At 66.9% G+C, this 13,114-nt stretch carries 9 protein-coding genes and 3 tRNA genes; 11 read left to right on the top strand and 1 reads right to left on the bottom strand.

Annotated elements, in window-relative coordinates:
* Positions 1–144: 144 nt before the first annotated feature.
* The 11 genes from LPC04_RS15860 to LPC04_RS15810 all read left to right on the top strand — a co-directional run bounded on the left by LPC04_RS15860 (position 145) and on the right by LPC04_RS15810 (position 12,580).
* Complete coding sequence (locus LPC04_RS15860; protein ID WP_275683231.1) at positions 145–1,296, top strand: efflux RND transporter periplasmic adaptor subunit; 1,152 nt, start codon at positions 145–147, stop codon at positions 1,294–1,296.
* Between the two features lie 40 nt (positions 1,297–1,336).
* A complete protein-coding gene (locus LPC04_RS15855) occupies positions 1,337–4,606 on the top strand; it encodes an efflux RND transporter permease subunit (protein WP_275683539.1) in 3,270 nt (1,089 codons plus the stop codon).
* Between the two features lie 128 nt (positions 4,607–4,734).
* A tRNA-Leu gene (locus LPC04_RS15850) sits at positions 4,735–4,821 on the top strand.
* 25 nt (positions 4,822–4,846) lie between these two features.
* Positions 4,847–6,154, top strand: coding sequence for a trigger factor (gene tig, locus LPC04_RS15845; protein ID WP_275683230.1), 1,308 nt, complete (start codon positions 4,847–4,849; stop codon positions 6,152–6,154).
* A 193-nt stretch (positions 6,155–6,347) separates the two neighbouring features.
* Positions 6,348–6,956 carry an ATP-dependent Clp endopeptidase proteolytic subunit ClpP gene (gene clpP, locus LPC04_RS15840; protein WP_275683229.1) on the top strand — a complete coding sequence of 203 codons (609 nt, stop codon included), beginning with the start codon at positions 6,348–6,350 and terminating at the stop codon, positions 6,954–6,956.
* Between the two features lie 71 nt (positions 6,957–7,027).
* On the top strand, positions 7,028–8,296 hold the full coding sequence (gene clpX / locus LPC04_RS15835; protein WP_275683228.1) for an ATP-dependent Clp protease ATP-binding subunit ClpX: 1,269 nt from the start codon (positions 7,028–7,030) through the stop codon (positions 8,294–8,296).
* Positions 8,297–8,397: 101 nt separating this feature from the next.
* On the top strand, positions 8,398–10,833 hold the full coding sequence (gene lon / locus LPC04_RS15830) for an endopeptidase La (protein WP_275683227.1): 2,436 nt from the start codon (positions 8,398–8,400) through the stop codon (positions 10,831–10,833).
* A 192-nt stretch (positions 10,834–11,025) separates the two neighbouring features.
* A tRNA-Gly gene (locus LPC04_RS15825) sits at positions 11,026–11,101 on the top strand.
* Between the two features lie 86 nt (positions 11,102–11,187).
* Positions 11,188–11,261, top strand: a tRNA-Cys gene (locus LPC04_RS15820).
* Between the two features lie 140 nt (positions 11,262–11,401).
* Positions 11,402–12,088 carry a dienelactone hydrolase family protein gene (locus LPC04_RS15815; protein ID WP_275683226.1) on the top strand — a complete coding sequence of 229 codons (687 nt, stop codon included), beginning with the start codon at positions 11,402–11,404 and terminating at the stop codon, positions 12,086–12,088.
* 78 nt (positions 12,089–12,166) lie between these two features.
* Positions 12,167–12,580 carry a hypothetical protein gene (locus tag LPC04_RS15810; RefSeq protein WP_275683225.1) on the top strand — a complete coding sequence of 138 codons (414 nt, stop codon included), beginning with the start codon at positions 12,167–12,169 and terminating at the stop codon, positions 12,578–12,580.
* 24 nt (positions 12,581–12,604) lie between these two features.
* Here the strand turns inward: LPC04_RS15810 and LPC04_RS15805 are convergent, their stop codons facing one another.
* Positions 12,605–12,910 (bottom strand): hypothetical protein, encoded by a 306-nt coding sequence (locus LPC04_RS15805; RefSeq protein ID WP_275683224.1) that lies wholly within the window; start codon positions 12,908–12,910, stop codon positions 12,605–12,607.
* Positions 12,911–13,114: the final 204 nt, after the last annotated feature.

Here is a 13,114-nt window from a genome sequence, read left to right as displayed (position 1 = left end):
GATGAGGATGGCGGCGCGGCGATGAATGCGTCATGATCCGCCGCATTGCCGGGTAGCCCCCAAGTCGACCGTGAAAGCGCATTGACGAGCCGGACGAGTGTTCGTACATTAATGACTGACCGGTCAGTAACTACGAACAACACCATGAGCATGTCCCGTCCGCATCCCTCTTCCACGAATCGCCGCCGGGCGACTCGCACGGCACGTTTGCTGGCGACGCTGCCGCTGAGCCTGTCGCTCGTCGCCAGCCTGGTCCTGGTGGCCTGTGGCAAGAAGCCGGACGCGACGGAGCCCGTGCGCGCCGTGCGCACGGTGACCGTCGGCCAGCTTTCCGGCGCCACCACGCGCGACTACGCCGCCGAGGTGCACGCGCGCATCGAGTCGCGCCTGGCCTTCCGCGTCGGCGGCAAGATCACGCGGCGGCCGGTCAACCTCGGCGACCGCGTCACCACCGGCCAGTCGCTGGCGCAGGTCGATCCATCCGACCTGCGCTACGGCCAGGACGCGGCCAAGGCGGCTCTCGCCGCGGCCCAGGTCAACTACGACCAGACCGCGATCGACTACAAGCGGTACCAGGACCTGCGCGCCCAGGGCTTCATCAGCGCGGCCGACCTCGAGCGGCGCAACAGCGGGCTGGAGGCCGCCAAGGCACAGCTCGACCAGGCCCGCGCGCAGGCCGGCATGCAGACCAACCAGGCCGCGTACGCGGCGCTCACGGCCGACGCCCCGGGCGTCATCACCGCGGTCTACGCCGACGTCGGCGCCGTGGTCGGCTCCGGCACGCCCGTGGTGAGCCTGGCGCACGACGGCCCGCGCGACGTCGTGTTCGCCGTGCCCGAGGACCAGTTGCCGATCTTCCGCAGCCTGCAGGGGCAGGCGAGCGGCGTCAGCGTGACGCTGTGGGGCGGCACGACGCCGATCGCCGCGACCATCCGCGAGGTGGCTGCGGCCGCTGACCCGGCGTCGCGCACGTTCCAGGTCAAGGCGGACGTGCCCGACGGCGCCGCCGAACTGGGGCAGACCGCGACGGTGCATGTCCAGCTCGCGCCCGCCGACGGCAAGCTGCGCCTGCCGCTGCAGGCCGTGGCCGGACAGGGCAACCAGAGCTACGTCTGGGTGCTGGACAAGGCGACGATGACCGTGCACGAGCAGCCGGTCGTCGTGCTGCGCCCCGAGGGCGACAACCTCGTCCTGGACGGCGGGCTGAAGCCGGGCGACACCGTGGTGACCGCGGGCGCGCACGTGCTCACGCCGGGCCAGCAGGTGACCGTCTACGTCGAACCGACGAAGCGTTGAGGCGCCCGTGAGCTACGAAAAAGAGCATCTCGACTCGGCGCTGGCGTCGACCTTCGGCCCGGAGGGCGAGCGTCAGCGCCAGCCCTTCAACCTGTCTCGCTGGGCACTGCGGCATCCCGCCCTGACCCGCTACCTGATGATCGTGATGCTGGTGCTGGGCGCGGCCGCCTACTTCCAGCTCGGGCAGGACGAGGATCCGCCATTCACGTTCCGCGCGATGGTCGTGCAGGCCTACTGGCCCGGCGCGAGCGCGAAGGACGTGGCCGAGCAGGTCACCGACAAGATCGAACGCACGCTGCAGGACGTGCCGTACTCCGACAAGATCCGCAGCTACACCAAGCCAGGCGAGTCGCTGACCATCCTGCAACTGGCCGACAACTCGCCGCCGCACGAGGTGGCCAACAGCTGGTACCAGGCGCGCAAGAAGATCGGCGACATGCGCTCGACGCTGCCGCCGGGCGTGATCGGCCCGCTGTTCAACGACGAGTTCGGCGACGTCTACGGCTCGATCTACGCACTGTCGGCCGACGGCTTCAGCGACGAGGAACTGCGCGTGCGCGCCGAGGACATCCGCTCGCAGCTGCTGCGCGTGCACGACGTCGCGAAGGTCGAGCTGTTCGGCGTGCAGGCGCAGAAGGTGTGGGTCGAGCTGTCGCAGAAGCGCGCGGCCGAGATGGGCGTGGACATCAACCAGGTCATCACGCAGCTCAACGCGCAGAACGCCGTGCAGGGCTCGGGCGTGCTCGATGCCGGCACGCAGAACGTGCAGGTGCGCGTGGCCGGCGCGTTCCAGTCGGTGGAGGCGATCCGCGCGCTGCCGATCCGCGTCGTCAACCCGACGACGGGGCAGGCCGCCAACATCAAGCTGAGCGACATCGCCGACGTCAAGCGCGGCTATTCCGATCCGCCGGACGTCAAGGTGCGCGCCAACGGCAAGCAGGTGATCGCGATCGGCATCTCGATGGCCAAGGGCGGCGACATCATTGCGCTCGGCAAGGGCCTGCAGCAGCAGGTGGCCGGGGTGCGCAAGCAACTGCCGGTGGGCATGGAGCTGTCGCAGGTGCAGGATCAGCCGCAGGCGGTCACGCGCTCGGTCGGCGAGTTCGTCAGCACGCTGATCCTGGCCATCGTGATCGTGCTGCTGGTGAGCTTCGTCAGCCTGGGCCTGCACTTCGACCCGATCCGCATCGACATCTGGCCGGGCCTGGTCGTGGCGATCACGATCCCGCTGGTGCTGGCGATCACCTTCGTCACGATGTACTACTGGGGCGTCGGGCTGCACAAGATCTCGCTCGGCTCGCTGATCATCGCGCTGGGACTGCTGGTCGACGACGCGATCATCGCGGTCGAGATGATGGTGCGCAAGCTCGAGGAGGGGTACTCGAAGGAACGCGCCGCGACCTTCGCCTACGAGGTGACGTCGATGCCGATGCTCACCGGCACGCTGATCACGGCGGCGGGTTTCCTGCCGATCGGCCTGGCCAAGTCGATGACCGGCGAATACACGTTCGCGATCTTCGCGGTGACCTCGGCGGCGCTCCTGATCTCGTGGGGCGTGTCGGTGTACTTCGTGCCCTACCTCGGCGCGCGCCTGCTGCACAACCGCATGAAGGCGCACGAGGCGGACGGCAGCCTCTCGGCGCAGCCGCACGAGAGCTTCGACTCGCCTTTCTACGAACGCTTCCGCGGCGTGGTCGCGTGGTGCCTGCGCCGCCGCTATCTCACCATCGCCATCACGTTCGGCACCTTCGTGCTGGGCCTTGTCGGCATGGGACTGGTGCAGCAGCAGTTCTTCCCCGACTCGAGCCGGCCCGAGATCATGGTCGACCTCTGGCTGCCCGAAGGCGCGACGATCAAGCAGAGCGAAGCCGTCGCCAAGCGCTTCGAGGCGCGCATGCTCAAGGAGACGGGCGTCAAGTCGGTGACGACGTGGATCGGCAGCGGCACGCCGCGCTTCTACCTGCCGCTGGACCAGGTGTTCCCGCAGTCCAACGTCAGCGAGGCCATCGTCGAGCCGGTGGACCTGAAGGTGCGCGAGAGCCTGCGCAAGAAGCTGCCCGCGCTGATGGCCGCCGAGTTCCCGGAGCTGCGCTCGCGCGTCAAGCTGCTGCCCAACGGGCCGCCGGTGCCCTATCCGGTGCAGTTCCGCGTGATGGGCCCCGACGCCGACCAGGTGCGCAAGTGGGGCGACGAGGCCAAGGCGGTGCTGCGCGCCAACCCGCACATGCGCGGCGTCAACGACAACTGGAACGAGAACGTGCTGGCGATGCGGCTGGCCATCGACCAGGACAAGGCGCGCGCACTCGGCGTGACGACGCAGTCGATCGCCCAGGCCACGCAGACCCAGTTCTCCGGCTCGACGATCGGCCAGTATCGCGAGGGCGACCAGCTGATCGACATCGTGCTGCGCCAGCCGCTGGCCGAGCGCAACGCGGTGACCAACCTCGCCAGCGCCTACGTCGCCACCAGCAATGGCACCGTCGTGCCGCTGACCCAGATCGCCAAGCTGTCCCTCGGCTGGGAACCGGGCGTGCTGTGGCGCGAGCAGCGCAGCTACGCGGTGACCGTGCAGGGCGACGTGGTCGAGGGACTGCAGGGGCCGACCGTCACCGACGAGCTGTGGGGCAAGGGCATCGCGGTCGGGCCGCTGAAGGCGCTGATGAAGAAGATGCCGCCGGGCTACGAGATCCAGGTTGCTGGCGCGGTGGAGGAGGCGTCGAAGGGGCAGGGCGCGATCGTCGTCGGCCTGCCGGTGGCGCTGTTCATCATCCTCACGCTGCTGATGCTGCAGTTGCAAAGCTTCTCGCGCGCGCTGCTGGTGTTCTTCACCGGGCCGATGGGCATCGCGGGCGCGGCCGCGGCGCTGCTGGTGCTCAACCGCCCGTTCGGTTTCGTCGCGCTGCTGGGCGTGATCGCGCTGTTCGGCATGATCATCCGCAACTCGGTGATCCTGGTAGACCAGATCGAGCAGGATCGCCGCCAGGGCGTGCCGGCCTGGAACGCGATCATCGAATCGGCGGTGCGGCGCTTCCGGCCCATCGTGCTGACGGCGGCGGCCGCCGTGCTGGCCATGATCCCGCTGTCGCAGAGCGAGTTCTGGGGCCCGATGGCGGTGGCCATCATGGGCGGCCTGGTCCTCGCCACGGCGCTGACGCTGCTGGCGCTGCCCGCGATGTACGCGACGGCCTTCGGCGTCTATCCGCCGAGGAAGCGGCGCCACCGCACGCCGGCCGAGAAGGCCCGGATGCGGGCGGCGGCCGCGTCGAAGGAATCCGCAGCGCATCCCGCGCCGGCGCCGGCCGGGCGGTAGGCATCCGGGCGGCATCCGCGGGCCTGCGGAAAGCCCCCGGGCCGCCGGCAACCGTGCGGCTATAATTCGCGATTCACCGGAAAGCCGGGGGTTGCGTCTAATCCTGTCCCCAGCTCCTGGATCACGAAGCGCGGGTGGCGAAATTGGTAGACGCACCAGGTTTAGGTCCTGACGCCTTCACCGGCGTGCGGGTTCGAGTCCCGCCCCGCGCACCAGAATTTGCGAACCAAGAGTCCCATCATGGCAGTTAACGTAGAAACCCTCGACAAGCTCGAACGCCGCATCTCGCTGAGCCTCCCGGCCGCGGAGATCAACAAGGAAGTCGAGTCCCGCCTCAAGAAGCTGTCCCGCACCGTCAAGGCCGACGGGTTCCGCCCGGGCAAGGTGCCGATGTCGGTCGTGGCCCAGCGCTACGGCTACCAGGTGCAGTACGAGGTGATGAACGACAAGCTGGGCAACGCGTTCAACGCCGCCGCCAACGAAGCCAAGCTTCGCGTCGCCGGCACGCCGCGCATCTCCGAGAAGGAAACGTCGGCCGAGGGCGCGATGGACTTCGACGCGACGTTCGAGGTCTACCCCGAAGTCGTCATCGGCGACCTGGCGGCTGCCGAGATCGAGCGCGTCACGACCACCGTCGACGACGCCGCCATCGACAAGACCGTCGACATCCTGCGCAAGCAGCGCCGCACGTTCGCGCAGCGCCCGGCCGCCGAAGGCGCCGCCGCCGGCGACCGCGTCACGATCGACTTCGAAGGCAAGATCGACGGCGAGCCGTTCGACGGCGGCAAGGCCGAGGCCTTCCAGTTCCTCGTCGGCGAAGGCCAGATGCTGGAGCAGTTCGACCAGGCCGTGCGCGGCATGAAGGTCGGCGAATCCAAGACGTTCCCGCTGCAGTTCCCCGCCGACTACCACGGCGCCGACGTGGCCGGCCGCGAAGCCGACTTCATGGTCACCATGAAGAAGATCGAGGCGCAGCACCTGCCGGAAGTCGACGACGCGTTCGCGAAGTCGCTGGGCATCGCCGAAGGCACCGTCGCCGGCCTGCGCGCCGATGTGCGCAAGAACCTCGAGCGCGAAGTGAAGTTCCGCGTGCTGGCCAAGAACAAGGCCGCCGCGATGGACGCGCTGGCCGCCGCCGCCACGCTGGACCTGCCCAAGGCGCTCGTGCAGAGCGAAACCGAGCGCCTGATCGAGGGCGCCCGCGAGGACCTGAAGCAGCGCGGCGTCAAGGATGCCGACAAGGCCAACATCCCGGCCGAGATCTTCGTGCCGCAGGCCGAGCGCCGCGTGCGCCTGGGCCTGGTCGTCGCCGAGCTGGTGCGCTCCAACAACCTGCAGGCCAAGCCCGAGCAGCTGCAGGCGCACATCGAGGAGATGTCGCAGAGCTACGAGAAGCCGGTCGAGGTGCAGCGCTGGTACCTGTCGGATCGCTCGCGCATGGCCGAGGTCGAGGCCATCGTCGTCGAGAACAACGTCACCGAATTCGTGTTGTCCAAGGCCAAGGTCACGGACAAGGAACTGCCGTTCGACTCGCTGATGACGGCCTGATCGCTTCCTTCGCCTGCGCAACGACGCCCGGCCCCGCCGGGCGTTTTCGTTTGGCGTCCGCTTCGGCGGCCGCCGCCGGGCACGCGACCGGGCTTGCAATGCCGGGATCGACCGCCATCTCCGACGGTGGGGTCGCGCCCGACGCGACATAATGGGTCCACGGATCCCACCACGTTACGAAAAGAACTCCTCCATGAGCGCACTTGAAACGCAAGCCCTGGGCATGGTGCCCATGGTCATCGAGACGTCCGGCCGCGGCGAGCGCGCCTACGACATCTACTCGCGCCTGCTGCGCGAGCGCATCGTGTTCCTGGTCGGACCCGTCAACGACCATTCCGCCAACCTCGTCGTCGCCCAGCTGCTGTTCCTGGAGAGCGAGAACCCCGACAAGGACATCTCGCTGTACATCAACTCGCCCGGCGGCAGCGTCAGCGCGGGCCTGTCGATCTTCGACACGATGAACTTCATCAAGCCGCACGTCTCGACGCTGTGCATCGGCCTGGCCGCCAGCATGGGCGCGTTCCTGCTGGCCGCGGGCGAGAAGGGCAAGCGCTTCTCGCTGCCCAATTCGAAGATCATGATCCACCAGCCGCTGGGCGGCGCGCAGGGCCAGGCGACGGACATCGAGATCCACGCCCGCGAGATCCTCAAGACGCGCGAGCAGATGAACAAGATCACGGCCGAGCGCACGGGCCAGCCGCTGGAAAAGGTCGAGAAGGACACCGAGCGCGATTTCTTCATGTCCGCCGAGGAAGCCAAGACCTACGGCATCGTCGACCAGGTCGTCTCCAGCCGCGGCTGAAACGAGCTCGGCAGCCGGCTTGGTCTATCATCTCCCTGACATCACACTTTCACCAGGCTTGAAGCACGTCCATGGCAGATAAGAAGGGCACCTCCGCCGAAAAGGTCTTGTACTGCTCGTTCTGTGGCAAGAGCCAGCACGAGGTCAAGAAGCTCATCGCCGGTCCGTCGGTGTTCATCTGCGACGAATGCATCGAGCTGTGCAACGACATCATCCGCGATGAAGTGCCGGCCGAAGGCTCGGCGACCGCGAAGACGAAGTCCGACCTGCCGATGCCGTCGGAGATCAAGGCGAGCCTCGACAACTACGTGATCGGCCAGGACGTGGCCAAGCGCATCCTGTCGGTGGCGGTCTACAACCACTACAAGCGCCTGAAGCACATGTCCACCTCGAAGGACGAGGTGGAGCTGTCCAAGAGCAACATCCTGCTGATCGGTCCCACCGGCTCCGGCAAGACGCTGCTCGCGCAGACGCTCGCGCGCCTGCTCAACGTGCCGTTCGTGATCGCCGACGCCACCACGCTGACCGAAGCCGGCTACGTGGGCGAGGACGTCGAGAACATCATCCAGAAGCTGCTGCAGAACTGCAACTACGACGTCGAGCGCGCCCAGCGCGGCATCGTCTACATCGACGAGATCGACAAGATCTCGCGCAAGGCCGACAACCCGTCGATCACGCGCGACGTCTCGGGCGAAGGCGTTCAGCAGGCGCTGCTCAAGCTGGTCGAGGGCACGATGGCCTCGGTGCCGCCGCAGGGCGGGCGCAAGCATCCGAACCAGGACTTCCTGCAGATCGACACGACCAACATCCTGTTCATCTGCGGCGGCGCGTTCGACGGCCTCGAGAAGGTCATCCGCGGCCGCACCGAGCGTTCGGGCATCGGCTTCGGTGCCACCGTGCACAGCAAGGACGAGCGCCGTGTCTCCGACCTGTTCCGCGAGGTCGAGCCGGAAGACCTGATCAAGTTCGGCCTGATCCCCGAGCTGGTCGGCCGCCTGCCGGTCGTCGCGACGCTGGGCGAGCTCACCGAGGACGCCCTGGTGCAGATCCTCACCGAGCCGAAGAACGCGCTGGTCAAGCAGTACCAGAAGCTGTTCATGATGGACGGCGTCGAGCTCGACATCCGTCCCACGGCGCTGGCGGCCATCGCCCGCAAGGCGCTCAAGCGCAAGACCGGCGCCCGCGGCCTGCGCTCCATCATGGAGCAGGCCCTGATCGACACGATGTTCGAGCTGCCGCTGCTGGACGGCGTGGCGCAGGTCGTGATCGACGAGCACATCATCGAAGAGAACGCGAAACCGTTGCTGGTCTATCGAGAACAGGCCAAAGCCAGCGCTTGATCTCGCTGCAAGTCCTGCGGCTTTGCCGCAGCATTGGGTTGGCATCTTGTAATTGAATGCTCGGGCTGCATATGAGCCCGAGAAAGAGAGGTTTCCCACCTATGTCCGGACATCCCATCCTGCCTTCCGAGCCGATCACGCTGCCGCTGCTTCCGCTGCGCGACGTCGTCGTGTTCCCGCACATGGTGATTCCGCTGTTCGTCGGCCGTCCCAAGTCCATCAAGGCCTTGGAAGCGGCGATGGAGGCGGGTCGCCAGATCATGCTCGTGGCCCAGAAGGCCGCCGGCAAGGACGAGCCGCGCGCCGACGACATGTTCGAGATCGGTTGTGTCTCGAGCATCCTGCAGATGCTCAAGCTGCCCGACGGCACCGTGAAGGTGCTGGTCGAAGGCATCCAGCGCGCCTCCACCAAGGACATCAGCGACAACGGCGAGCACTTCGTCGCCGAGTCCGTGCCCGTCGCGCCGCAGACGGAGACGTCGCCCGAGGTCGAAGCGCTGCGCCGCGCCGTCACGCAGCAGTTCGACCAGTACGTCAAGCTCAACAAGAAGATCCCGCCCGAGATCCTGACGTCCATCGCGGGCATCGACGATCCGGGCCGGCTGGCCGACACGATCGCGGCGCACCTGCCGCTCAAGCTCGAGGCCAAGCAGTCCGTGCTCGACCTGTTCGACATCGCCCAGCGCCTGGAAAAGCTGCTGGAGCTGCTCGAGCACGAGGTCGACATCCTGCAGGTGGAAAAGCGCATCCGCGGCCGCGTCAAGCGCCAGATGGAGAAGAGCCAGCGCGAGTACTACCTCAACGAGCAGGTCAAGGCGATCCAGAAGGAACTCGGCGACGGCGAAGAAGGTGCCGACCTCGAGGAACTCGAGAAGAAGATCAAGGCCGCGCGCATGCCCAAGGAGGCGCGCAAGAAGGCCGACAACGAGCTGAAGAAGCTCAAGCTGATGTCGCCGATGTCGGCCGAGGCGACGGTGGTGCGCAACTACCTCGACACGCTGATCGGCCTGCCGTGGGCCAAGAAGACCAAGATCAAGCACGACCTGGCGCACGCCGAGGACGTCCTGAACGAGGATCACTACGGGCTCGAGAAGGTCAAGGACCGCATCCTCGAATATCTCGCCGTGCAACAGCGCGTCGACAAGGTCAAGGCGCCGATCCTGTGCCTGGTGGGTCCTCCGGGTGTCGGCAAGACCTCGCTCGGCCAGTCGGTGGCGCGCGCCACCGGCCGCAAGTTCGTCCGCATGGCGCTCGGCGGCGTGCGCGACGAGGCCGAGATCCGTGGCCATCGCCGCACCTACATCGGCTCGATGCCGGGCAAGGTGCTGCAGAACCTGACCAAGGTCGGCACGCGCAATCCGCTGTTCCTGCTCGACGAGATCGACAAGCTGGGCATGGACTTCCGCGGCGACCCGTCGTCGGCGCTGCTGGAAGTGCTCGACCCCGAGCAGAACCACACGTTCAGCGATCACTACATCGAACTCGACTTCGACCTGTCGGACGTGATGTTCGTGGCGACGTCGAACTCGATGAACATCCCGCCGGCGCTGCTGGACCGGATGGAAGTCATCCGCCTGGCGGGCTACACCGAGGACGAGAAGCTCAACATCGCCCAGCGCTACCTGCTGCCCAAGCAGGCCGAGAACAACGGCGTCAAGCCCGACGAGCTCGAACTGACCGAAGGCGCGATCCGCGGCATCATCCGCTACTACACGCGGGAAGCCGGCGTGCGGTCGCTCGAGCGCGAGATCTCCAAGGTCTGCCGCAAGGTGGTCAAGAGCGTCCAGCTGAAGAAGCAGGACGGCAAGGCCGTCATCACCGAGGACAACCTCAACGATTTCCTGGGCGTTCGCAAATACGACTTCGGCCGTGCGGAGAAGAAGAACCAGGTCGGCCAGGTGGTCGGTCTCGCATGGACGGAAGTCGGTGGCGACCTGCTCACCATCGAATCGGCCGTCATGCCGGGCAAGGGCAACATCATCCGCACCGGTTCGCTGGGCGACGTGATGAAGGAGTCGGTCGAGGCCGCCCGCACCGTGATCCGCAGCCGCGCCGCGCGCCTGGGCATCAAGGACGAGCTGTTCGAGAAGCGCGACATCCACATCCACGTGCCCGACGGCGCGACGCCCAAGGACGGCCCCAGCGCGGGCGCGGCGATGGCCACGGCCTTCGTCTCGGCGCTCACGGGCATCCCGGTGCGCGCCAACGTGGCGATGACGGGCGAGATCACTCTGCGCGGCGAGGTCACGGCCATCGGCGGCTTGAAGGAGAAGCTGCTGGCGGCGCACCGCGGCGGCATCACCACCGTGATGATCCCCGAGGACAACGTCAAGGATCTGCAGGACATCCCCGAGAACGTGAAGAGCCAGATCGAGATCATCCCGGTGCGCTGGGTCGACAAGGTGCTGGAAGTCGCGCTCGAGGCGATGCCCGAGCCGCTGCCCGACGACGAGGCGCCGAAGGATGGCGTCGCGGTGCCGGCGGTCGTCGATGCGCCGGGCGCAAAGGCGGACGTCTCGGATTCGATGAAGCACTGATCTCGGGTTAGAATGCGCGCCCGGGTCGTCGCGAGACGATCCGGGCAGCAGTTCCGGCTGTCGAGCAAACCAGACTGAAAAAGTCGGGCTTGCAAAGACAGAACAAACCGGTATAAACTACCAGCTTCAGCAGGAAGACGAAAACTTCTAACGCAAAACGTTATCGAGGTTGGAGTCCGAAAGTTGGACCATGCGGGAATAGCTCAGTTGGTAGAGCGCAACCTTGCCAAGGTTGAGGTCGCGAGTTCGAGTCTCGTTTCCCGCTCCAGGTTTCAGAAAAAGGGAAGCTCATGCTTCCCTTTTTTGTCAGAATTGACGGTTCTGGCTAGCCTCTCCGGTCAGCCGGCCGACAACGGCGCGATAGCAAATCGGTTATGCAACGGATTGCAAATCCGTCTAGCCCAGTTCGACTCTGGGTCGCGCCTCCAGGATTCAAGAAACGCCTCGCACTCGCGAGGCGTTTTGCTTTGCGGGGTCGAAATCGCACTGCGTGAAGCGGTCAATCTCGATTGGCGATGATGCGTGACGGCCAGCGCCGCATCGCCCATCGAACAGGAGACCCTTCGCCATGGCATCGTCCACCGTCACCCTCGTCGCCGCAGACGGCTTCCAGTCGTCTGCCTATGTGTCCGAGCCTTCTGGGCCGCCCAAGGGCGCCATCGTGGTGCTGCAGGAGATCTTCGGCGTCAACGGCCACATCCGCAGCGTCGCCGACCGCTACGCGGCGGCGGGCTATCTCGCGATCGCGCCCTCGACGTTCGACCGCGTGTCGCGCGGCGTCGAGCTCGGCTACACGCCGGACGACCAGAAGCAGGGTGCCGCCCTCAAGGCCGCGGTCGAGGCGCTGCCCGCGCCCGGCGTGCTGCAGGACATCCAGGCCGCGGTCGGCGTCGCCGCGCGTGCCGGCAAGGTGGGCATCGTCGGCTATTGCTGGGGCGGCCTGCTGGTCTGGCGGGCGGCGGAGCAGGTGCACGGCCTGTCGGCGGCCGTGTCCTATTACGGCGGCGGCATGACTGCGGGCAGCGAGCCGTCGCGGCGGCCGGCGGTACCGACGATGGCGCATTTCGGCGAACTCGATACCCACATCCCGGTCGACAGCGTGAAGGCCTTCGCGCAGGCGCATCCGGACGTGGAGGTGCATCTGTATGCGGCCAACCACGGGTTCAACTGCGATCAGCGCGGCGCCTACGACGCCGGCGCCGCAGCGACGGCGCTGGAACGATCGCTGTATCACTTCGGCAAGCACGTCGGCTGAATCGGCGCGCGGCGTGCAAGAGGCGAGTTCCGGCAATCGATATAAACTGTATAAATCGTTTAGCCGAAGAGGACGCCCATGGCCAGGATCCCGAGCCCGCTGCACACCAAGCGCATTCCCAAGAGCGTGAGCCAGCCCACCGAGACGGCGGAGGCGGCCGCGACCGTCGCGGAGTCCGCCGTTGCCCCGGCGCCGCGGCGCGCGGCGAAGAAGGCCAAGCCGGCGACCGCCTCGGCCGCGCCGCAGGCCGCGGTCAAGGCGGCGAAGGTCCGCAAGCCCAAGCTGGTGCGCGACAGTTTCACGATGCCCAAGGACGAGTACCAGGTCATCGACACGCTGAAGGAACGCGCGCTGACTCTTGGCAAGCACGTTCGCAAGAGCGAACTGCTGCGTGCCGGCATCCGGGCGCTCGACGCGCTGAACGATCGCGCGTTGCTCAAGGCGCTCGACGCCGTCCCGACGCTGAAGACCGGGCGGCCGAAAGCCGAGTGACGGCGCCGCGAGCCCGTTGGCCCGCTACATCGACAGGTCGACGAGCTCGATCAGGCCTTCGTTGAACAATTTCTCGATGGCCTTGCCCAACTGGCGGTTGTCGCCGGGCGCCAGGTCGATCAGGCGCCGCAGGTCGGTGTAGCCGTTGAGCCGCGCCAGCAGGCGAAGCGCGGGCGTGGCCGATGGATCCGGCGCCCGCAGCAATTCCCGCTGCCCCAGGGCCGTTCGGCGGTAGATGGCCGAATCGCTCATCAGTTCGGCACTGGACTTCTTCGGACGCTCGGCGGGCGCCGGGTCGAAACGTGGCGCGTTGGAACTGCTGATTTTCATCACTCTGTCATCGATGGAAGGGGCATTCTGACACTCGCAACGCGGGCGCGCGGGGAAATCCGGCCCTGTTCCTCGGTCTTGACGGGCGGGCCCGCAAGAGCCGTGCCGGCCGCGGCAGATCGGGTGTGGCGCCGGGAGCGATGCCCAGGCGGACGGGGCTTGTTTCACACTCCGTGACATGACTTGTCATGGGAACTCAGGGAA

Origin of the sequence: Scleromatobacter humisilvae, from assembly GCF_023231945.1 — a bacterium.
GTDB lineage: Bacteria > Pseudomonadota > Gammaproteobacteria > Burkholderiales > Burkholderiaceae_C > Scleromatobacter > Scleromatobacter humisilvae.
This window is presented reverse-complemented; position numbering and strand designations above follow the sequence as displayed.